At 47.7% G+C, this 22,416-nt stretch carries 22 protein-coding genes; 5 read left to right on the top strand and 17 right to left on the bottom strand.

Features of this window, described 5'->3' with window-relative positions:
* Window positions 1-24: 24 nt before the first annotated feature.
* The 3 genes from IEV19_RS01510 to IEV19_RS01500 are packed head-to-tail and all read right to left on the bottom strand — an operon-like array spanning window position 25 to window position 2,355.
* Entirely contained in the window at window positions 25-1,236 is a 1,212-nt protein-coding gene (locus IEV19_RS01510; protein WP_188368941.1) for a multidrug effflux MFS transporter, read from the bottom strand.
* A 33-nt stretch (window positions 1,237-1,269) separates the two neighbouring features.
* Window positions 1,270-1,407 carry a hypothetical protein gene (locus IEV19_RS01505; protein WP_188368940.1) on the bottom strand — a complete coding sequence of 46 codons (138 nt, stop codon included), beginning with the start codon at window positions 1,405-1,407 and terminating at the stop codon, window positions 1,270-1,272.
* Window positions 1,408-1,413: 6 nt separating this feature from the next.
* The gene (locus IEV19_RS01500; protein ID WP_188368939.1) at window positions 1,414-2,355 is read right to left on the bottom strand and encodes a DUF6268 family outer membrane beta-barrel protein; all 942 of its coding nucleotides are present in this window, start codon (window positions 2,353-2,355) and stop codon (window positions 1,414-1,416) included.
* A 113-nt stretch (window positions 2,356-2,468) separates the two neighbouring features.
* Between IEV19_RS01500 and IEV19_RS01495 the strand changes: the two genes are divergently transcribed.
* From IEV19_RS01495 to IEV19_RS01480, 4 genes are all read left to right on the top strand, one after another.
* Window positions 2,469-2,846, top strand: a complete 378-nt coding sequence (locus tag IEV19_RS01495) for a DUF7009 family protein (protein ID WP_188368938.1) — start codon at window positions 2,469-2,471, stop codon at window positions 2,844-2,846.
* Between the two features lie 9 nt (window positions 2,847-2,855).
* The gene (locus IEV19_RS01490) at window positions 2,856-5,171 is read left to right on the top strand and encodes an FdhF/YdeP family oxidoreductase (RefSeq protein ID WP_188368937.1); all 2,316 of its coding nucleotides are present in this window, start codon (window positions 2,856-2,858) and stop codon (window positions 5,169-5,171) included.
* A 69-nt stretch (window positions 5,172-5,240) separates the two neighbouring features.
* The gene (locus IEV19_RS01485) at window positions 5,241-6,923 is read left to right on the top strand and encodes a tetratricopeptide repeat protein (RefSeq protein WP_188368936.1); all 1,683 of its coding nucleotides are present in this window, start codon (window positions 5,241-5,243) and stop codon (window positions 6,921-6,923) included.
* A gap of 90 nt (window positions 6,924-7,013) precedes the next feature.
* Complete coding sequence (locus IEV19_RS01480) at window positions 7,014-8,366, top strand: transglutaminase-like domain-containing protein (protein WP_188368935.1); 1,353 nt, start codon at window positions 7,014-7,016, stop codon at window positions 8,364-8,366.
* 9 nt (window positions 8,367-8,375) lie between these two features.
* On the opposite strand, the gene IEV19_RS01475 is transcribed toward IEV19_RS01480, so the two are convergent.
* From IEV19_RS01475 to IEV19_RS01435, 9 genes are all read right to left on the bottom strand, one after another.
* Complete coding sequence (locus tag IEV19_RS01475) at window positions 8,376-8,645, bottom strand: hypothetical protein (protein WP_188368934.1); 270 nt, start codon at window positions 8,643-8,645, stop codon at window positions 8,376-8,378.
* Between the two features lie 226 nt (window positions 8,646-8,871).
* Window positions 8,872-9,378 (bottom strand): DUF7486 family protein, encoded by a 507-nt coding sequence (locus IEV19_RS01470; protein ID WP_188368933.1) that lies wholly within the window; start codon window positions 9,376-9,378, stop codon window positions 8,872-8,874.
* 193 nt (window positions 9,379-9,571) lie between these two features.
* Window positions 9,572-10,774 (bottom strand): PQQ-dependent sugar dehydrogenase, encoded by a 1,203-nt coding sequence (locus IEV19_RS01465; RefSeq protein WP_229732447.1) that lies wholly within the window; start codon window positions 10,772-10,774, stop codon window positions 9,572-9,574.
* 145 nt (window positions 10,775-10,919) lie between these two features.
* A complete protein-coding gene (locus IEV19_RS01460) occupies window positions 10,920-11,657 on the bottom strand; it encodes a hypothetical protein (RefSeq protein WP_188368932.1) in 738 nt (245 codons plus the stop codon).
* A 91-nt stretch (window positions 11,658-11,748) separates the two neighbouring features.
* Complete coding sequence (locus IEV19_RS01455; protein ID WP_188368931.1) at window positions 11,749-12,666, bottom strand: EamA family transporter; 918 nt, start codon at window positions 12,664-12,666, stop codon at window positions 11,749-11,751.
* Window positions 12,667-12,776: 110 nt separating this feature from the next.
* On the bottom strand, window positions 12,777-13,343 hold the full coding sequence (locus IEV19_RS01450; RefSeq protein ID WP_188368930.1) for a DUF4251 domain-containing protein: 567 nt from the start codon (window positions 13,341-13,343) through the stop codon (window positions 12,777-12,779).
* A 1-nt stretch (window position 13,344) separates the two neighbouring features.
* Entirely contained in the window at window positions 13,345-13,539 is a 195-nt protein-coding gene (locus IEV19_RS01445) for a lipopolysaccharide assembly protein LapA domain-containing protein (RefSeq protein ID WP_188368929.1), read from the bottom strand.
* 25 nt (window positions 13,540-13,564) lie between these two features.
* Window positions 13,565-14,401: a GIN domain-containing protein gene (locus IEV19_RS01440; RefSeq protein ID WP_188368928.1), complete on the bottom strand. Its 837-nt coding sequence runs from the start codon at window positions 14,399-14,401 to the stop codon at window positions 13,565-13,567.
* Between the two features lie 56 nt (window positions 14,402-14,457).
* Window positions 14,458-15,162: a hypothetical protein gene (locus tag IEV19_RS01435; protein WP_188368927.1), complete on the bottom strand. Its 705-nt coding sequence runs from the start codon at window positions 15,160-15,162 to the stop codon at window positions 14,458-14,460.
* 200 nt (window positions 15,163-15,362) lie between these two features.
* On the opposite strand from IEV19_RS01435, the gene IEV19_RS01430 reads away from it, so the two are divergent.
* Window positions 15,363-17,555: an amino acid permease gene (locus tag IEV19_RS01430; protein ID WP_188368926.1), complete on the top strand. Its 2,193-nt coding sequence runs from the start codon at window positions 15,363-15,365 to the stop codon at window positions 17,553-17,555.
* On the opposite strand, the gene IEV19_RS01425 is transcribed toward IEV19_RS01430, so the two are convergent.
* The 5 genes from IEV19_RS01425 to IEV19_RS01405 form a co-directional block, all read right to left on the bottom strand.
* On the bottom strand, window positions 17,547-18,311 hold the full coding sequence (locus tag IEV19_RS01425; RefSeq protein WP_188368925.1) for a helix-turn-helix transcriptional regulator: 765 nt from the start codon (window positions 18,309-18,311) through the stop codon (window positions 17,547-17,549). The two genes, IEV19_RS01430 and IEV19_RS01425, sit on opposite strands and share 9 nt — an antisense overlap.
* Before the next feature lie 118 nt (window positions 18,312-18,429).
* The gene (locus IEV19_RS01420) at window positions 18,430-20,223 is read right to left on the bottom strand and encodes an adenylate/guanylate cyclase domain-containing protein (RefSeq protein ID WP_188368924.1); all 1,794 of its coding nucleotides are present in this window, start codon (window positions 20,221-20,223) and stop codon (window positions 18,430-18,432) included.
* Window positions 20,224-20,316: 93 nt separating this feature from the next.
* Window positions 20,317-20,760, bottom strand: a complete 444-nt coding sequence (locus IEV19_RS01415; RefSeq protein WP_188368923.1) for a hypothetical protein — start codon at window positions 20,758-20,760, stop codon at window positions 20,317-20,319.
* A 36-nt stretch (window positions 20,761-20,796) separates the two neighbouring features.
* Entirely contained in the window at window positions 20,797-21,273 is a 477-nt protein-coding gene (locus tag IEV19_RS01410; RefSeq protein WP_188368922.1) for a hypothetical protein, read from the bottom strand.
* 326 nt (window positions 21,274-21,599) lie between these two features.
* Window positions 21,600-22,355: an SDR family NAD(P)-dependent oxidoreductase gene (locus IEV19_RS01405; protein WP_188368921.1), complete on the bottom strand. Its 756-nt coding sequence runs from the start codon at window positions 22,353-22,355 to the stop codon at window positions 21,600-21,602.
* Between the last annotated feature and the right edge of the window lie 61 nt (window positions 22,356-22,416).

Raw genomic sequence — 22,416 nt, 5'->3', positions numbered from 1 at the left:
TTAGAATGTTTCAAAACCTCCGATTCAATTTCCGTGATTCCTGAATCTTTTCGACAGGTAAAAATACCCGAGCAGGAGATAGGCCATCGTCCCGCAAATCAAAAAACCCAGGAATATCGGTAGGATGCTCACTTTTACATAACTACCGATAAAGGCGCTGATGGGTACCGCCATAACAGTAGCAATGCATCCGGTAATGGCCGATCCGATACCGGCTATATGCCCAACCGGTTCCATTGCCAGGGCCCTCAGGTTACCAAATACGAAGCCAACAGCGAAGAATTGCATTCCGAAAAACCCCAGGGCGACCCACCAGGGGGGATTTCCACTTCCGTAAAAAAGGATCACAAAAAGAAGGGGCACCAGGATATAGCATCCCAGCGCAACGGTCACCAGGCGCAGCATCCCAAACCTCAAGACCAAAGTACCGTTGAGCAATGTTGCGGTGCCTATTGTAATTGCCAGGCAGGCAAAAATATAAGGGAAAGACTCCTTCATGAGATATTGATCTTCAAATACCTGCTGTGCAGTACTGAGATATACCAGAAAAGAACCTGTGATAAAGCCCCAGATAAAAGTGAAGATCATGGTTTGACGATAATTCAGTAACTCCTTGTATCCGTGTATGAAGACACTGAAGCGAAAGGAGTTTCTCTTTTCCGGGACCAGGGTCTCCGGCTGTCGTCTCCAGAACCACAGAGCTACCAGGATGGCAAATGCCACCTGTACATGGAAAATAGCTTCCCATCCCATGGCATCGAGGATCCACTTCCCCAGGGTAGGTGCCACGATAGGTACGAGGATAAAGACCACCACCACAAAGGACAGGATGCGTGCCATCTGGTCTCCACTGTAGCGGTCGCGTATCATGGCCACACTGATCGTCCTGGGGGCTGAAAGGGCGATCCCCTGCAGGATCCTACCGGCGATCATGGTCTCGAATTTGGCGGAGAACACACAGAGGAAACTCGCAAAGACAAATAGACCAAAGCCTATGTAAACCACCGGTTTTCTACCCACGCTATCTGAAACCGGACCGAAGAGTAGGGGGCCGACGCCCAGTCCAAGAAAGAACAAGGTGATGAGCAACTGGTTCTGGGCAAGGCTGGTAGTACCGATGTCCCGGCCAATGAGGTCGAGTGCCGGCAGCAGTGCATCCAGGGCCAGGGCTGCAATGGACATAAGGGCTGCCATAAGCCCGACGAACTCCAGCTGGGATTTCCTTTGGATTTTCACCCGCCAAAAGTAGGGCTTTCCTACAGATTATCCCTAGAACACTTTAAAGACGTAACCCAGGAGCCAGTAAAGGATGAGGAAAACGAAAACGGTCCCGATGCAGCCACAGCGGCCGCCACCTATCTTCTTGGCACCGTATCCTGCGATGATGGCTCGAATTAGGTTTTTCATAATTCCTTATTGCGGTTGCTTTGATTCCTGTTTGAGATTAAACCTGTACACCATTTCCAGTTTAAATTGAAAACTGTCCCTTATATCCTGATTCAGGATTTCCCTGTTGTCCCCAAAGAAGATTCCTGCCAAAGACAGGCCGATCTTATCATCGTTTTCATAGACCTTAAAGTTACGAAAGAAGGCATACCCGAGTTTCGCTCGTAAAAGGATGTTCGGAGTAAGCTCATATTGTCCATAGGCGTAGAGATCATTGGATACGCGGGTCACGTAGTGATCGGGATAACCCGGATTCTGAATACTGAAAGAGGTGCCCAGTCCGTCGAAACGCAGACCGGTGGAGGTGCGCTCCCCAAGCCGGTAATTGAGATCTATTCTAGCCGGAGCAAAGACGTCGGCTTCAAAGCGATCGTTCGGGCTTTTGTAATATACCCCAAGAATAGGCACCAGGAGCAGACCAAACTCTTCTTTGTTCGCATACAGGCCATAGGAATACTTCAGTCGCACATCCTTTTTACTCGTCAGCAGGGCTACAGCTCCGATCTGATTGCCTTTACGGAAACCGCTTGTAAAATCCGAAGCTACCTTTGGAATCAAGAGAAAGGTTGCAGACCATCGTTCTGAGAAAACATGATTCACACCAAGCCTGAGACTAATCGAATAAAGGTCGGTATCTGGCTCCGGGGAAGGAATAAGTTCTACCCCGATCTTATTAGTGCCAAGGCCAAACAAGAGGGCCGTTTTTTCATTTAGGACCAAAGGCAGGTCGAAGCTAAGGTTCCATTCCTGTATAGACGTGTCCCTGTCTTCATCCAGGACATTGCTATTGAAGGAAGTGGTATAGGAAACAGAAGCCAGATCCAGGTATTCCTGAGCACTCGCAGAAGGGATAAACCCAAGCCAACTGCAGCATATGAGAACAAGGCGGATAGGGATGGGCACCTTCATGGGCCGCAAGATACTTCTTTTGGAATAGTACCCTGTAAATAAATACACCTGTTTTCCATACTTGTCGTAACTTAGGGTATTAACAATTTGGCAGAAATAAGGAACATCAACTTATGAAGATCAGGATAAAAGGTAATTCCATCCGTTTCCGACTCACCAAATCAGAGGTGGAGACCCTTTGTTCAAAAGGGAAATTCCTGGAAGAGACCCGTTTCAAGACCAATGTCTTTTGCTACGCGGTGGCGAAAACTCCCGAGCCGGGAATGAATGCTGCATTTTCAGAACTTGGGATTACTTTGTACGTGAACGAGACCTGGCTTGAGGGTTGGGAGAAAAACGAAAAAGTAGGATTTGAGGCTATTGAAAGTACAGACAAGGGATCTACCCTCCACTTGTTGCTGGAAAAAGATTTTGTATGCCTCGACCGGCGAGAGGAAGACCAGTCGGACAATTACCCCAATCCCAAGCTTGAAAAAAAGGACCTGGTTTAAGTCAAGAATATGTCAGACCAAAAACCATCCACTGAACGAAAGGTATCCCATCGCGGACCCGATGATTTCTCAGATCTGCAGATCAGGGAGCCTATGCGTATTGCAGCCGGAACTCAGGGGGTGTACCAGGCTTTAAAGCACAGCTTTAAAGAAATGGGTGTAATACGTTCCTTTCCTGCGCTATTTAAGATGAATCAAAAAGACGGATTCGATTGCCCTAGCTGTGCCTGGCCCGATCCGGAAAGTCCATCTCCCATAGCCGAATACTGCGAAAACGGGGCCAAGGCCCTGGCAGATGAAGCTACCACCTCCCATATTGGGGCCGACTTTTTCCGGAAGTATTCTGTAGAAGAATTATCTCGCTTTTCTGATTACCAGATCAATGCATTCGGCAGGCTCACAGAACCCATGGTGCTTCGGGAAGACAGTGTGCATTATGAGCCCATTGGATGGGAGGAGGCATACCAGATGATCGCAGACCACTTACATCGCTTAGACCATCCGGATGAAGCTATATTCTATACCTCAGGGAGATCCAGTAACGAAGCGGCATTCCTCTACGGGATGTTTGCCAGGGCCCTGGGGACAAATAACCTCCCGGATTGTTCAAATATGTGTCATGAATCGAGTGGCGTGGCCCTGTCCGAGACCCTTGGGATTGGGAAAGGGTCTGTAAAACTGGAAGACCTCTATGAAGCCGAGGTGATCCTGATCGCCGGCCAGAATCCGGGTACCAACCACCCCAGGATGTTAAGTGCTCTTGAAAAATGCAAGCAGAACGGAGGGAAGATTGTAAGTATCAATCCGTTGCTGGAGAGCGGCCTTGTCAATTTCCGCAATCCACAGACCGCAAAAGGAATTCTGGGCGGAGGTACCCAGCTGGCCGATGTGCATTTACCGGTAAGGATCAACCAGGACATCCCCCTGGTAAAGGCTATCCTGAAGAAACTCGCGGCCCTCGACAAAGAGAACAAAGGAGTTTTCGATCACGATTTCATCCAGCAATATACTGAGGGATATGAAACGCTTATGACTAATCTTGAACAGTATGATCTGTCAGAATTGATAGGGATGAGCGGAGTAGGGGAGGCAGAACTCGATGAAGTGGTCAGCTTTCTCGCCCGGGCAGAAAAGATCATCGTCTGCTGGGCCATGGGTCTGACCCAACACAAGAATTCCGTAGCCACGATCAAAGAATACGTAAACCTGCTGTTGTTGAAAGGGGCCATAGGGAAACCCAACAGCGGAACCTGCCCCGTTCGGGGACATAGCAATGTGCAGGGCGACCGCAGTGTGGGGATCATGCATTATGTGAACAAGGGGTTGAACGAGCGGATCGAAAAACACTTAGGCTTTACACCACCAGACCATCCAGGGGTGGATGTAGTAGGGGCCATGGAGGCCATGCACCAGGGCAGGGCAAAGGTATTTATGTGCCTGGGCGGAAATTTCCTTATGGCTGCTTCAGACACGGATTACACGGCTAAGGCTATAAAAAATTGCAATCTCACCGTACAGGTGAGCACCAAACTCAACCGATCCCACCTGATCACAGGAAAAACAGCCCTTATCCTGCCCACCCTGGGTCGGTCGGAAAAAGATATCAGAGACGGTGTGGAAAGGGAAGTGACCACGGAAAATAGCATGGGGAGGGTCAGGGCCTCAAAAGGGGTCCTTAAACCGGCCTCGGACTCCCTGAAAAGCGAGATCGAGATCGTGGCCGGGATCGCGAATGCCTATTTCAAAGGGGAGCATTCGGTGGACTGGAAGGCTATGGGGGAGGATTACAATCTGGTAAGGGAGAAGATAGATCAGGTGGCCAAAGGTTTTGAAAAAACCTCAGAAAGTGCCAAAGGGGTGGGGTATTACCTTCCCAACAATGTTAGGGAGCGGGATTTCAGCAAGTTGCCGAACGGTCGCGCTAAGCTTACGGTCAACCCCTTGCCTGATCACCATTTGGAAGAGGATGAATTCATGCTGATGACCATCCGTTCCCATGACCAGTTCAATACCACAGTATATGGCCTGGACGACCGTTACCGGGGTATATACAAGGAGAGGCGGGTACTGTTCATGCATCCCGCGGATATGGAGAAGATGGGTTTAAAAAAGGAGGCTGTGGTCGACCTGACCAGTTCCTATGACGGCGTAAAAAGAACAGCCTACAAATTCAAAGTGGTGCCCTACGACATCCCTGCTGGTAACCTGGCGGCCTACTTCCCGGAGACCAACCCCCTGGTACCGCACAACCATTTTGCTGAAAAAAGCCGGACCCCCATCAGCAAGTCGATAAAGATCAGGATCTCCAAAAGTACAGCGGAATAAAGCCTCCATTGTGTAACAAAAGAAGGGAACCTGTATCTTATTAGGTAAGACAACCATAAAAACATCCTGATGAAAATCCCTGCCCTTCCTCTCAAGAAGCTCATTACCTGTGCAGTCGTTTTACTCACATTGGTCGATTCGTCTGCTCAAATGGACATTACAACCGAACAATACCGGGAAGACCTGTTGTTCCTGCAGAAAACTGTGCATGAAGACTTTCCATTCCTGTTCAAAAAGACAACCGCAGCCGATTTTGACCAGAAGGTAGCTGAACTATACGAAGCCATTCCAAACATGGAGGACCACGAAGTACTGGTGGGCCTGGCCAGACTGGTGGCTTCTTTTGAATACGGGCATACCGTTTTAGGTTACTGGGAAAATGTGATCCCTATACATCAGCTGCCCATCGTCCTGTATCAATACGATGACGGTATTTACCTCCAGGGGGTGCATAAGGACTATGCCCCGGCCCTGGGGACCCGGCTCCTGGCTGTGGAAGGTATGCCCGTGGAAGAGGTCCTGAAAAAGATGCGACCCGTGGTACCGGCAGAGAATGATCAATTTGTCAAAGCCTATGGCATACATTATCTTACCTTCCCGGAATTCCTGCACGCCCAGGGGGTGATTCGCAAGCTTTCCTCTACCATCACCCTTACCCTCGAAAAAGATGGAAAAACCTTGAAGCAAAAGGTAAAGGCTGTGCCCTTAGAGCGTTTTCCCCGGCAGTACGGGATGGTAGTGCCTGGTGAGGACTGGCTGGAATCCCGGGATCTTAGTGAAACACCTCTCTACCTTAAAAACCTTGACAGAATTTGTTATTATGAATACCTGCCGGAGCACAAAACGATTTATGTGCGCCAGAGTCAGATACAGGACGATTCCATCCAGCCTATCCCTGAATTTTACAAAGAGGTTTTCGATTTCATCGATGAAAATGAGGTGGAAAAACTGATCCTGGATGTCCGTCTCAACGGGGGAGGGAACAATTACAAGAACAAGCCAGTGGTCACAGGTGTGATCGCCAGTCAAAAGATAAACCAGCCGGGGAAATTCTTTGTGATCCTTGGAAGGCGCACTTTTTCTGCCTGTCAGAACCTGGTCAATGAACTGCACAATTATACGAACGCGATCTTCATAGGGGAGCCTACATCCGAAAACATTAACTTTTACGGAGATAATCGCCCGGTCACCCTCCCCAACACAAAGATCAACGCCTATTTGTCCTTTGCCTGGTGGCAGGACAAACCCCAGTGGGAGAACAAACCGGCCCTGTATCCCCAGATCGCCACCGGACTCACCTTTGAGCAGTACCGAACCAACGAGGACCCTGCCCTGGAAGCCGCTCTGTCCTTCACAGGTGAGAATTTTATTGCAGACCCCATGCGTTACTTTACTGAATTATTCACCAGCGGCCAGATGGATAAAATATTACCTGAAGCAAAGCGCATGCTTAAGGATCCGGCTTACGCCTTCTTTGATTTTGAAGGGGAATTCAACAAGACCGGCTATAATCTGTTAAACCAGGAATCCTTGCAGGAGGCCATCTACGTCTTTCAATTGAATACGTCCTTGTTCCCTGAATCTGCCAATACCTGGGACAGCCTGGCCGAATCATTCTGGAAGTCAGGCAATATTGAAAAAGCCCGGGAATTCTACAACAAGGCCATTTCACTGGACCCAGACGGACCCACCGGGGAAAATGCCCGTGCCATGTTGGATCAAATGTCCCGGGAAGAGAAGGAGAAAAATTAATTAAATAACTCCTATTTGGATGAGTACAGCCTGTCTTGGGTGAACAGGGGAATTGTCGTATTTTCATACCTCCGAAAATCCTTCAAACCCATGAAAAGTATTAAGTACTTGCTACTCCTTGCCCTTGCATTCTCCTTTGGCTGCAAACAAACTCAGAAAGAAGAACAGAAAACCCTCGCCTCGATGGACGTCCCCCTGGTGGTCACCGCTGATATCGAGGAAGGTATCAAGGCCAATATCGCTGAAAAAGTGGAAGAGGGGGGAGGCTATTTCTACTTGCAGACCGAAGAAGAAGAGCTTCGCCTCCAATTGGTACGAGTACATACGGAATACCTCTCCAATTTAGGACCCCAAAGGCATTTTGCCTGTGTAGACCTGGCCGATGTAAGTGGAGACGTATATGACGTCGATTTTTTCCTCGAAGGGGACCCCGGTAGCATGACGGTCACCGAGACTACCCTCCATAAGTTGAACGGGAAGCCCTTTTACACCTGGAAGCAACGGAAGGACAAGACTTGGTATCGCCTGCCCGTAGAGGAGGCCACGAACGAGTTGCTGGGGATCATAGAAGGGGAGGACCGTTTCCGGTTTCGCTATGAGGTGACCCTGCCTGAGATGGATAAAGCAGGTAGGATCTGGATCCCGGTACCACAGTCTGATGAATGGCAAACCATTGATAATGTATCGATTAACACTCCGGTAGCGCACCAATACGTGAAGGAATCAACATACGGAAACAAGGTGGTTTCCATGGAGCTTTCCCCGAAAGAAAGCGGGAAAAAGATCGTGTTGGAATACGACGTGGTACGGCAGGAAAAGAACCCTTATGAAGATGATTCTTTTGTGGCGGATTACCTGAATCCCAGTCTGCTGATGCCCGTGGGCGACCGCTTCCAGGTGCTGGCTGATTCTATTATCGGGGCCCGGGGGGCGGAGGGAGATATCATGAAAGCGCGGGCATTGTATGATTACATCATCGACAATATGAAATACATCAAGGCAGGGACCTACGGCACCGGGGACGCAAATTACGCCTGTGATGCGCTCACCGGCAACTGTACCGAGTTTCATTCGCTCTTTATTTCCCTGGCGAGATCGGCAAATATCCCGGCGCGCTTCGCGGTAGGGGCCGGAATTCCATCAGACCGGGATGAAGGGGGCATAGACGGCTACCACTGCTGGGCCGAGTTCTATGCAGAAGGGAAATGGTGGCCCGTAGATATCAGTGAGGCCAATAAATACACGGCATTGGCCACCTATTATTTTGGCCGACATCCCGCCAACCGCATAGAATTCACGCAGGGGAGGGATCTCATGCTGGAACCGGGCCCTGTAGGCGGACCTATCAATTTTTTGGCCTATCCCGTCATGGAAATAGGAAATACGCCCGCCTTCCCCAAAACTTTTTTCTCGTTTCAAAGAATCGGAGGTCCTGACAGTTAATTAGGATGCTTAACTCTTTGTTGAATCCTTTTTGGTAGGATGCTCCTCACCAGATGGGTGTTCTTCCCCGGAAGGATGCTCTTCTCCCTCAGGATGTTCTTCACCTTCTGCAGCGGGGTGTTCCTCTCCTTCAGGGTGTTCGCTGGCTTCCGCCTCTGTTTTTTCCGTCTCTTCCTTTTTCTTGGTATCCCTGCAGGAGGTCAGAATTCCCGTGCCCAGGAAGGCAAACATGGCAATTAGCAGCGTAAGCGATTTTAAGGTGTTTAATGTTCGTTTCATGGTATTGAAAATTAGTGTTCTACAGTTGTTCCTTTAAATATACCACATTTTTTCCTCAGCTTATCACCTCGAGGGTAGATGAGAGATGTTGAGCTGACGCAAAGGTCAATTCTGAAATTATATAAAATAGGTTGTATACGCCGTTTTACGTTTATTGTTATTGTATTATAATTTATATTATGTAAAATAGAAAATATCCAAAGCAGCAATACTTACCCCTCTCGTATTACTTGATAGATTTTACATGTGCAAAGATGGATACACCGTTTACGATGGCTTCTACGGGATTGTCTGTCATCTTGATCCCTTTGACATGGTTGAATTCGGTGTCGGGTGACATAGCGATAATGTCATAGAATGTCATATCCTCGGCGATAGCTCTTAAGTGCACCACGTTCCCGGTCTTGCTCACGCCTTTTACGGGAAGGATTTTGCCCTCAGCCGTGATCGCTTTGATATCGATCAGATTCCCTTCAGAATCAATGGCTTTGAGCGGGTAATAGCGTTCGTTGTTTTTAATAATGAGTTTTACTGGTAAACGCTCCCCTTCAATAAATGCCTTTACATCGAGGATACTGACGTCCTCTGAGTTTTGGATGGCCCTTATCTCGTGCATCTTCCCGTTTTTGTCGATCGCCTTTACATCCAGGAGGGTTTCAAAGATCTTATAGGCCTTGATCTCCCAGAATATTTCGGTCACGACTTCTTCTTTATCCGCTGCGTCCGACTTCATTATCACCGGATCCTGAGCGCTACCGAAAAATGCAGATATTAAAAATAAAAGAGAGAAAAAAGAGGAAAATTTTGATACAGTCATGGATCCAGATTTAAAGCAGATACTACTAAACTGCCTTAAAAATAGGTCATGTTGTCTGAGCGAACTATGACAAAAATCAGTATCCTATTCAGGGAATATAAAAACCGTTTTATTCGATCAATACCCCCATCCCGTCATAGGTCACCCGGTAGATCGCGTCCCCGTAGTCATCGGAGATCAGCAGGGATCCATCCTTCAGAAACAGGAGGTCCACCGGCCTGCCGAACTGTTCCTGGGTAGCATCGTCCAGCCAACCATCAATGAACGTTTCATAGCTCACCGCCTGCTGGTTTTCATCCAGTTTTACCATCGTAATACGGTATCCGGATTTTTTGGAACGGTTCCAGGAGCCGTGTTCTGCTATAAGGGCCGTATTGTTGTAGTCTACCGGAAACATGGTCCCCGGGCTGAATTTCACAGCCAGTGGCGCTACGTGGGCCCCCAGGTTCTGTGCGGGAGCAACAAAATCGGAACAAGGCCTCATTTCCCCAAATTCCGGGTCGGGGATGGTTCCCCCGTGACAAAACGGATATCCAAAGTGCTGCCCCGGTTCCGTGATACGGTTTAATTCACAGGGAGGGATGTCATCCCCCATCATATCCCTGCCGTTGTCCGTAAACCACATCTCCCCAGTTTCGGGATGCCAGGTAAACCCAACGGTGTTCCGCACTCCCTGGGCGTAGATCTCCCTGTTGCTGCCATCGGGATCCATACGGGTGATGGTGGCATAGCGCGCATCCACAGAGGTGGAATCGCAGATATTACAAGGCGCCCCTACAGGTACGTACAACTTGTCATCGGGTCCAAAAGCAATGTATTTCCAGCCATGGTGAAAGGCCTTGGGATAGTCGTCGTAAACCACTACCGGAGTCGGCGGATTGTCCAGGCGGGATTCTATACTGTCATACCGAAGGAGACGGTTTACCTCTGCTACATACAGTGACCCCTTTCTGAAGGCGATCCCGTTAGGCACGGAAAGCGATGAATCCAGAATGGTCACATGATCTGCTTTGTAATCCTTGTCGAGATCCTGTATGGCGTAAACGGTTTTGTCGTTCCGCGTCCCTACAAAGAGGGTACCCTCCTCTCCCATCGCCATGGAGCGGGCCCCGTCTATGCTGTCTGCATACACTTCTATCTTAAAACCAGGCGGCAATTTGAGTCGGTCTATTGGCAATTTGGATGGGGCTTCCTCGTATTGAGTGATCGCCCCGGTGGCTTCCTCATTCGACTTCTCTTCCTTACAGGAGATCATGAGAACAAGTACGAAAGACAAAATGAAAACGGGAACTGAATACAACCGGATCTTCATGGGATTTATCGCTTTTTGTTTTGGACCTCCAAACTTAGCAAAGAATCACGAACATCAGCCCGGCATTTTCTTAAAATACCCTTAATCCCACATAAAAAAATCCTGCCCAAAGGAACAGGATCTCTGAAGTCTAGTTGATCTTGTGTTATCTGGAACGGGCCTCGGAATCGACCTCCCCATTCTGGTTATAATCATTGATCATCCTCAGGAAAGCAGCTTCAAATTCCTTGTTCACATACTTCCCCATTTTGAACCCGGACGAAAACTGGTTCCTGAGGCCGTAATGGTTGTTGTCGTAATTCTCTTTCACCCTGGCGTTGTCACCTATATAATTCAGCAGGTTGATCTGCACGATGTTAGTCGGGTTCTTTTTGTCCTTTAGCACCAGCAACTGAAAATTATCCTGAATATAGTTCACCAGGTTGGCCCTGTCCTCAAAGAATACATCAGCCAGCTCCTGATTGATCTTTCCGGTGGTCCGACTGTACATCTTGTACACCTTGATAGGACCGTCTGCCACCAGCTCCAGGGTCATGCGTTTTGGGATCATTTTGATGGCTCTGCCTGTCAGGTCTGTGTAGAAGATCGTATGCCATTCCCTTCCATCTTCCAGGCTAAAGCCGGTAAAATGTTTGGGTTCCATCTTTTGCTTCATCTTGCTCTTGAGCTTGCCCGTACTGACGTACTTGTCGTAGTCCTTGGGTTCCAGATAGGTGATGCCCTGCTGGAAACGCTGAGGAAACTCAAAATCTATTTCGATATAGACCTCCTGGGCCTTCCCTTTTTTCAAATGGAGTACGCCTTTGTGGTAATTACCCTGGGCATAGGCCCCGGCAGCTAAAAGTATCGTCAGCAGGCCGAACAGTAATCGGTTTATTCTCATGGTCTTGTATATGTTGGGGTTACAATAAGAGTAGAACGAGGTCAGGCCTTAAATATTGCCGCTCAGTATATTAGGCATGCGGTGCCCTACCCTATTTCCGGAAACGGGAAAGCAGCAGACCTTTTTTGGTGGTATTGATAAAATAGACCCCTGTAAGCAAAATACAGGCCGCGATAATGGATTGCGTGGTGATAGGCTCATTGAGGAAATAGGCCCCCAAGATCATGGCTACGATAGGATTTACGTAGGTATTGGTGGATACCTTTTCCGGAGATACATGCTTGAGCAGGAAATTGAAGGAAGTAAAGGCCACAATACTGCCAAAGAGGACCAGCAGCAACATAGACCAGTGTGTGATGGGTTGCCACGAAAGTGGATTCGACCATGTTTCCCCAAATGCGAGGCTGATAACCCCCAGCATGATACCGCCGGTAAACATCTGGTATCCCGTATTTACAAAATAATTCGAAGGAAACTCAGCCCCCTGAACAAAAAGGCTGCCGTAGGCCCAGGCGATCATGGCTAAAAAGATCAATAGAATTCCGAGCCAGGCATTTTCCTGTTCAATGACGATATCCTGGTTGATGAGCAGGTAGATCCCAATCACTCCGAGGATCACCCCTACCATCGACATGGGTTGTATCCTTTTCCCCTGCAGTAGCCACATCATCAAAAGGACGATCAAAGGCTGGGCGGAAATTTCCAGGGCCGCGAAATTACTGTCTACGTATTTCAGGGCCCAAACCACTACCCCATTCCCAAAACTGAGAAAGAGAAAGCCTGCCAGGATTGTGTTGCCCAGTTGTTTCCGGGTGATTCTTAAAGATTTTCCCATCAGGGCTGCGATGAGAAAAATTAGGGTACCCGCTGTGAGGAACCGGATGCCGGCCAGCAGGAAGGGAGGTAGCTCAGCCACGGCGATCTTGTTCAAGAGGTAGGTAGAACCCCAGATCACATAAATGGCGAAGAAGGCCCCTATGATCAGTGGCAGTTGTTTTTTGTTTTCCATAGATGATGCCTCAACCGCTTACAATAGTACTATTTTTTCCCGGGGATATTGCGGGGAGGCCGAAAGATAAATAACACAACACAATCAGTAATTTGGATGTGAATTACTACCTAAGGTAACTCTTTTTGTGCCTCTTGTAATTCACCTGTATATCTGATTGAAGATCGATGTGTGCTGTTGACGTAAATGTCTGCCTTGCCTGATGGAAAAAGGAAGAGGTTGATGGCCAGGGTCTCAATTTCGTCCCTGACCTTTATTTCAGCCGTGTATTTGTTATCCTTTTCTTCCTTTGTTAAGACATAGGACAGTGGCACACCTTCAAAATTGATCCCGACATCGGGATTGCCGTACCCCCCTCCTATCTGGCGCTCTCCAAAATACGGCAGGTTAATGAAGACACTATCCCCTACCACCCTGAAATAATTGGAATTGCCCATCAGGTCGATCCGGTTCGCATTACTACCGGGCATCAACAACCCGGAATTAGCAACCTGGGTGATGCCCTGGGTCATCAGAGGAAATGCCCAGGTAGCCTGTATCTCATACGACTTGTTGCTCAGGCGCTCCCCAAATGTGTCCAGGTCGGGACCTGCAGTGGACCGAGACGAAGTACTACCACAGGAAGATAATAATCCTACTATTGAAATAAATATGTATATGTATCTATTATACAGCATATTACGTAATTTTTCTCTTTAGGGACACCAGTATACCCACAAGAACACCTATCCCAAAACTTCCAAGGATGATCAATACCCGCGACATGGACACTTTCCAGAAGAGAAAATCCACATCGGTGACCTCTGCATTCTGAAGGGAAAAAACGATGATCACCGCGGCAAAAAGGATGGCCATGATCGTTTTAAATCTCATAGGTTTCGGAGTTTAATAGTTCGACTTACCTCTTGATGATCTTGGACCTGTCCGTAAAACCTTTCACTTCTACATCCGGGTTGCCGTAGACATAGACGTTGCTGTTCCCTTGGGCATCGACTTCCAAATTTTTGGTCGCATGTACATATACATCCGCGTTGTTGGAGGTATACAGGTCTACAGAGCTCACTTTCATATCCCTTCCATCGAGTTTGGAGGATTTCTTCAGGTTGTAGGCGGCGTAGTCTGCCTGTCCGTCAATATTGAGATCAGCTGTATTATTAACCGTCACCCTGAGGTTTTCCGTGCTGGTCTTGGCCTTCATATCCGTTCGGTCATTCATGATGATGGTTGTATTCTCGGCTTCGATCTCAATCTTCCCACCGGCATTGCGGTGGAGCGTAATGGTGACATCACTGGCCTGTACATTCAGTTCGAAACGACTCGAATTATATCCGGCCAGGTAAAATCTTTCTGCTCTGAAAGGGTCTTTTGCCGTCACTTTTGCATCGTTTTTTAGAATGAGGTGCTCAATATTGGAGACACCCAGATAGATGTCCAATTTCTTGCTGCTGGTGATTTCCTGGGTGGTATAGACTCTGAGAACACTATCCACTACAAAGAACTGGATCACATCAACGAGGTTGGAATCCGTTTCAAGGATATATCCATTGCGGGCACCCGGATTGAGGTTTATTTCGAGACCGTCGTCCACTTCGAGGGAATTGAACGTCCCTGAGATATCCTGTTTTACCTGTATGACCTCTTTGTTGCCTTTGATCTTAGGCTTCTTCTGAGCATGGAGGGACATTCCCCCTGCCAAAACCAATCCCATCAGGATTAGCGTACTGTATTTTTTCATTTTATCGTGGTATCTGACTTTATAATTTACAAATAATTATAGTTACGGGAAAGGGATCAACCCTCCAATTGTCCGTCTGCCCAGGCATTGACTTCATAGGAATCTACCCCTTTGAGATCCTCCACCCAGTTCCAGGAAGTATAGACGGTCACGGTCGCAGATCTCGAACCTTCGTCAAAGCCCTCATTTTGTATTTGCCAAAGGATATGATCTGCCTCAGGAAAAGAATCTCCCTCGAGGTTCTCATCGAACAGGCGGTTCATGATATTGTGTTCATCCATACCCCCGTTAAGGACCCGGCAGAGGAAGGAGGCCCCTGGAGCTATAAGGTTACTTTGAGCCTCAGGCTTTCTGGCTGTGATCCTGAATGTAAGTTTTGCTATTTCCGGGGAGGGAAAGTTTCTGGGAAAGGTCCAGTAAAGGATGCATCCCACATGGAACAACTCCTCGTGCAGGCTCAGGTCTGAATACTCTATCCACAGCGGATCCTCCTGCATCTCATTTCCCAGATTCTTACGCTGGCCTTTATTGAGACGCTCACCCAGCCTGAATTCCAGCACTTTCTCAACGGCTTCTTCCTTTTCAAAATCGGAAAGTGCCAGAGAGGCCATTTCCCTGAGTTCTTCCAGGGGGATCTCCTCCACCCCATCGTATTCCAGATGGTGCAGCAACCCCTTGAAACTCTCCTCGTCCCATGCCCCGGGTATCTCGTGCACTTCTTTGAGCGAGAGAATCTCTACTTCGTATTTGAATGTTGCCATTTTGCTGCTGTATCACAGGCGTAACTCCAAGCCTTTTCGCTGCCTGATAGCCCTATGTAAAGGTAGGGAGAAATCGCAGTATTCTGCACATAATATTCTGTAATCCAAGTCACTATTTTGTGATAATTTTCTCATTACTGCTCGGGCACTAGGGGGATATTTTATATATTTCCTCCAACAACCAAACCCGATGGGATACCATGGATAACCAGAAAGTCAACTTAAAGAAATTTGGCACCTTTGGCGGGGTCTTTACCCCTACGCTGCTGACCATCCTGGGGGTGATCATGTACCTGAGATTGGGCTGGGTTGTAGGTAATGCCGGACTGCTCGGAGCATGGCTTATTATCCTGATCTCTTTTTGCATCACCTTGTGTACAGCTTTGTCCATGTCGGCCATCACCACCAATATCCGCATTGGCGCTGGAGGGGCCTATGCCATCGTATCCCAGGCCCTGGGCCTCGAGGTAGGCGGAAGTCTGGGCATTCCCCGCTATGTTTCCCAGGGACTGGCTGTAACCATGTATATTTTCGGTTTCAGGGAAGGCTGGCTCGGTATTTTCCCCGATCATAACCCCTTCCTGGTAGACGTCCTGGTGTTTGCCATGCTCTTCGGCATCGCCTATGTGAGCGCCAACCTGGCTATCAAGACCCAGTACATCATCATGGGGGTCATTGTGCTCTCTTTTGTTTCCATAATATGGGCGGCCTATGAGGGTTCTATGTTTTTTACTAATGAGGAAGCACTGAGATTTGGATCGTACAAAGGCTCTGTTGAAAATGCCTTCAGCGGAAGCAGTTTTTGGATCGTGTTCGCTGTATTCTTTCCTGCAGCAACCGGGATCATGGCGGGTGCCAATATGTCCGGGGAATTGAAAGACCCCAAAAAAAGTATCCCTGTGGGTACGCTCTGGGCCATCGGAGTGAGCTTCGTTATCTACATGGTCCTTGCCTACTGGCTGGCCAGGAGCGCCAGTGAAGCCGAGTTGCTCAATGATTATTACATCATTGTGGATAAAGCGGCCTTTGGGCCACTGATCATCGCGGGGATCCTGGGCGCTACATTTTCCTCCGCCCTGGCCTCGATCGTGGGTTCTTCTCGCATTCTGTTTGCTATGGGAGAACACAAGGTCCTCCCCTATTCCAGGTTCATAGCCGGTCAGAGTGCCAATGGCCAGCCACGAAACGCAATGATCATTACAGGGATCCTCATTTTTGCCACCATGTTACTGCGGAATATCAATGCTGTGGCTCCCCTGGTTACCCTGTTCTTCCTGATCACCTATGCCATGATCAACATCGTGGTCATCATAGAACAAAATCTCGGTCTTATAAGTTACCGACCTGTCTTTAAGATACACCGCTGGGTACCCTGGGTGGGACTGACCTCTTCGGTCTTTGCCATGTTCATCATCAACCCTACGGTGAGCTTGCTTTCCGTGATGATCGTCTTTGCGGTATACTGGTATCTTTCAAGGCAAAACCTGGAAACGCCTTTTGAGGATGTGCGATCGGGGCTGTTTGTCTCCTTTGCCGAATGGGCCGCCAAACACACCTGGGGGATGAAGAAGATGCAGCAGAGAGCCTGGAAACCCAACCTGATGGTGCCTGTGCGGGATATCAATGGGATAAAAGGGATCTTTGAGTTCCTTCGGAATATCGCCAAACCCACCGGGTCCATCAAGCTACTGGGTATTGAACCATTTTCCGAAAAGAGTACCCTGGCCAATCAACTGGACCATCTGTCCGAATCCTTCCGTTCCAAGGAGGTATTCTCCTCCTGGACTGTCATTCATACGGAGGAATTCACCAAAGGGATCAATTACGCCAACCAGGCGCTTCAGGGAGCATTCTTTAAGCCCAATGTGGTTTTTTTGAATCTTCAGGAACACGATGATTATGAAGAGGAAGTAAGGCCTATCATCAGGGAATCCATCAGGCTGGAGATCGGCGTACTTCTCTATGTAGCTCATCCCACAGCCCTTTTAGGGGAACGCAACATCATCAACGTGTGGATCAGTGACCGGCAACAGAACTGGAACATAGGATGGGACATCGGAAATCTCGACCTTTCCCTCCTGATCGCCTACAAGCTCAAGACCAACTGGAATGCCAGGATCAGATTGATAACCGTGATAGACGATCCCGCCGAGGAGGAAAATGCGAAACAATTTTTAGACTCCCTGATCAACCTTTCAAGACTGCCAAAAACACTTACAGAGGTGCATATTGGTAAATTCAAGGAAATTGCGGAAAATGCCCCGTCTGCCGATCTGAACATTTTCGGCATGGAAGAGAATCTGAGCTTCCACTTCGTAAAGGAAATGGTCTTTAAGACAAACAGTTCCTGCCTGTTTGTAAAAGACTCCGGGCACGAGAGTATCCTAGCCTGACAATTGGGCGTATTTGGAGGGAAGGATTCCAAAAGCCTCCTGAAAACTGCGGGTGAAATGCGTGCCGCTCTTGAAACCGTGTTCTCTGGCGAGCTTCCCGATCTGGCTGTGAGAATCGTGAAGCGATTTCAGGGCTTTTCTAAGGCGGTATTCTTTGAGAAAGGCATAAGGGGTTTTCCCGGTGAGTTTCTTGACCTTTCGGTTGCATTGAGCAAGACTGTACCCGGTTGCTTTTGCCATTTCTTCTCCGTTAAAAGAATTCTTTGCCCAGCTTTGTTGTACATAGGCCATCAGGGCTTTAAAAAAGACCTTTTCCTTTTCTGAGATCACATAGATCAGTTCTTCGTCTATTTCGGCATGTTTGTTTTCCTTTCTGTAGGCCTTGCGAACTTCCCGGGTAATCACGAAATTAAATCTCAGAAACTCACAGAGGAGGGTAAGCTCTTCAAAAAAAACGGAAGAGGATGAAGTGGAAGGGTGGCCTGCAGGCAATGGAGCAAGTGCCATATGAAGCCTTCGGTTACTCTTTATGATTTTCGGGGTCACGTACTTAAAATCATCATGAATCTTGTGAGCGGCAAAGATCGCGGAGGTAGCACTGGGAAAAACAGCGCGGCAGGAGGCATCATCAACTCGTAATACGGACCCGTTCCCATGCTGAATGGTCTTGGCAAGGCTGTTTTGGAACTTCTGGTTAAAGAGGTTGAGCTGATAGGCGTCCAGTAACCGCAAATAATCACTGGACTCTAAGACCAAAGCTATTCTTTTAGAGGCCTGAGAAGAAGCTGGATTCGAAACTGAGGTCATTTCTTTCTAAGATACAAATTATTGTCATTCCGTGGTAAGATGAAAATGGGAAGATATCCCCTATTTATCACGAACTCAGGATGCTGGCAGATCTCCTCGATTCCTTTTCCTCTGATAATGGCCCGAGGACAAAATACATCTTCATCATCCCCTTGTTCTTTACCTCGAATTCTCCCCTGTATTCACATTTAAAATGGTTCCTGACAAGCATGTAGGTGCTCTCACTGATGTTTATCTTTCCTGCTTCAGAGAGGCGTTCCATCCGGGCTGCCACATTCACCGTATCGCCCCAGATATCATACGAGAACTTGTTGTGACCTACCACCCCGGCCACTACCGGACCCGTATTGATGCCCACCCGCATCTCGAATTCGGGCTCGCCTTCCTTCCGGTTCGCCCTCCTTTGCTCTACAAAGTCCATGATATCAAAAGCGGCCTGAACCATTTTCAGGGCGTGGTCCTCCAGGGGTTCAGGCAGCCCTCCGGCGCACATATAGGAATCCCCTATTGTCTTGATCTTTTCGAGTCCGTAACTCTCCACGATGTCGTCAAAGGCGGTAAAATAGGTGCCTATGGTATTCACCAGCAGTTCAGGGTCTGTTTGTTCCGAATGTTTGGTAAAGGAGAGGAAGTCTGTAAAAAGCACGGTGACCGACTCAAGCTTGTCTGCCTTTACGGCCCCGTATTTTTTTAATTCATCTGCGGTTTTTTCCGGGAGTATATTCAGAAGTAAATTTTCGGATCGTTCCTTTTCCCTTTCGATAATCTCATTGGTTTTTTTGATGTATCTGTTTCGGCGATAAAGACTGAGTGCCAAAAGTATAATCAGGAAGAGGGCGATTCCCGTAGAAATAACAATGATGCGCTGGTTCCTTTCTTTTTGCTCCAAAAGATCAATTGCAACCTGTGTTCGGGCCATCTGGTTGTTGTGCATTTTCTGTGCTTCCGTAATGTTCTGTACACTGTCCCTATAGGTGATATGCATACGAAAATAATCCAGGGCAGCTCTTGAATATCCAGTGCGCTCGTACAATTCCGATAATTTTAAATAAGCATTTCCTATCTCAGCCTTTAATCCTAGTTCTCTCGCCAGGCGCAAAGCCCTCAAGGAGTATTCGAAAGCATCATCCCATTCATTTTTCTTTGCGTAGATATCAGACATCGCGATGAGGTAGGTGCAAATGGGACGGTGGTTGCCAATCTCTTCCATTTTCGCAATGGCCTGACCAATATAGTCCTCACCTTTCTTGTGTTCTCCTTTTAAAGCGTAGGCCAGGCCCTTATTTCCAATATTGAACGCTAGGTTTTCCTCATTGCCCAAGGCTTCAAAAACAGGACCTGACTCTGAGAATAACGTAAGTGCTGAATCAGGTTTATCCCACTTGAGGTATTCATCACCAAAATTTTCAATGGCTGTGGCGTAATTTTCCCTGTCCAGATCCTTAAGCAGGTTCATAGCCTCTGTATAGTAGGTAATAACACTTGTCCTGTTCTCCATCCCCGAATAGGCTCCTGCTATGGCAATGTAGAGTTTACCGAGTTCTATCTTGTCGCCGAGTTCATTGACGATGTCAGCGGCATTCAGATAGGAATCCAGGGCTTGACTCAGGTCTCCTTTTGCTTCATAGGCATTACCCCTTTGCAGATACGCCCTGAACTCAGCATGAGTAGAATCCCATTCCGTTGCCTTCTCAAGCATCAGATTTGCGTACTTCAGGGACTCTTCAGGGTCAGGGTTGTTATAAGCAATGGAACGAAGCAATTTTAACGACTCCTCAGGCTCATAGTCCCCGGATTCATAAACCGCCACAAGACTATCCGTGATTTTTTGATTTTGCGAATGTCCGAAGAGCGACATCATCAGAATTAAAATCAGAAGGAATCTTTGGTTGCGATTGGTAAAATTAAATATGGACTTACCGGTCCTCATAAGTTTTGCCTTAATGCGAATTAATTACTCTCCTGTGCGAATCTGCCCAGTAATGGTATGTTGCTTAGGTTCTTTACCTATTTGATACTTCAGTTGGTAGATATAGTTTTCTTTCCCTGCCCTTATCACCGTAGCCATGAGATAATCATTTGCCTCGATTTTATTACGGCTAAAAATCCTTGGACCACCCAAATAATTTAATTCTAGGAACCGGACGGGTACTCCAGAATCCGTAAGAGACTTGGCCTCCCAATGTATTTCGTCTCCAACCCTGGCAAAAATGGTGAAGATCCCATTGTCCCCTGAATTTAATACCGTAGTATTCTCACTGACTGCCCAACTCAATGTATTTTCAGGTACGATGTTCTTTGTGTCTATATTTAAAACGATCGTGTGCACCTCCTGAGCAAATATGCTGTGTGCGGACATTAATCCAGTGAGAAGCATCAAAACCATGAAATTCCTCATAATGGGCAGGATTCATATTGTTAGACCGAAAATGGACTAATTGACCTTGATCTTCGGATCCAGATAGTACCTTTGCATTTTTTTCGGCCTGAATTTGATTTCATAGACATAATAACCTTCCCCTGTCCTGTTTTTGGTTGTCTTTCTCACTCTTTTTCCAAATAGGCCACGGCGTATCTTTTCACTTTCAAATGCATTGACGCCACTTAGGTATTGGATTTTAAGGATTCTGACATTTTCACCGGTGGTCGTAATACCTTGCCATATGATCTTTGTTCCATTGTTTACCGTAACCGTATAATCCTTGGCTTCCATATTGCTTATCACTGTAGAGGAACCGGGTTCAAGTTCAAAAAATGATAATCCTTTGGGGTCGTTTGGATCATCACCTAATTGGGAAAGATCCACAATTAAGGTAATAACAACGACATCCTTGCTCTGAGAATAAGTCAGTGAGCAAAACACTAACATTAACAAAGAGCACATTAGTGTGGTAAAATGAGTTGATTTCATGAGTTTGGTTTTAGGTTGGTTAATATCGGTTTTTAGGAATTGCCGGAATGTTCCTATACAAGATAGTGAATTATCCTGATAATCAGAGTTCAGCGGCCTGACAACAGGGAATGGAAAGTGAAGTGATCCATCAAAAAAGAGCGCCTTTGGGACGCTCTTTTTCGGGTTGGTCGGTTGGTTATCTTTGTACGTTAGGGATACATTATCGATGAACGCTCACAAAGAAATCGGTTCCCGGCACACCGCCGCCTGATTTAAGGACGAAGCTGCGCAAATAATGTCCGAACGGCATCTATTTCTTATCGGGCTTGAGGATATCCTTACTCTTAATGGATATAACTGCCGGCGTTGATGTCTATGGTAGTGCCGGTGGCGTGGTCCATGGCTCCGCTGGCCATAAACCCTACCAGAGGGGCAATATCTGTAGCCTCAGTCAACTCGTTGAGGGAGAGCTCTTCCAAAACACGCGCCTCTCCATATTCTCCTATGAACTGTTCAGCCATTGCGGTACGGGTAAATCCCGGGGCCACCACAAAGGCCTTTATATTGTATTTCCCAAAGGATCTCGCGACGCTTCGGGCAAGGGAAGTGAGTCCGCCTTTTGAGGCTGCATAGGCCAGGTATTCCTCTGTTTCCCCCCTGAAGGCGGCCCTGCTTCCGATATAGATGATCCTTCCCTCCTTCTTTTCCATAAAATAGTCAAGGGCCAACTTCGTCAATAACCCCACCGAATCCAGATTTACCGCCAGGGTTTGCTTCCAGATGCGATACCATTCCCTTACATCCATGTCCATGGGGTGCGGGATAAACACCCCTGCATTGAGGACCAGGGTATCAATTGATCCCAGTGACTCCAGAGCCGAACTGAAGAGTCCCGGAACTTCTTCGCTTTTAGACAGGTCGGCCTTAAGGGCACTCACCTGCTTTTCTCCGTAGCGGGAAGCAAGGGATTGAGCAGCCGACTCTCCGGAATGAAAATGCACACCCACCCGGGCCTTGTGTTGTAACAGATGGTCTGCTATGGCGTATCCTATGCCCTTGGATGCCCCGGTAACTAAAATATGTTGCCCTTGTAATTTCATAACTGAGCTTTTGATATGCGTTGATTAACAAAGAAAAGTAATCATTCTTTGCCAAATTGGA

Source organism: Muriicola marianensis, assembly GCF_014638095.1.
Classification (GTDB): Bacteria; Bacteroidota; Bacteroidia; order Flavobacteriales; family Flavobacteriaceae; genus Muriicola; species Muriicola marianensis.
This window is presented reverse-complemented; position numbering and strand designations above follow the sequence as displayed.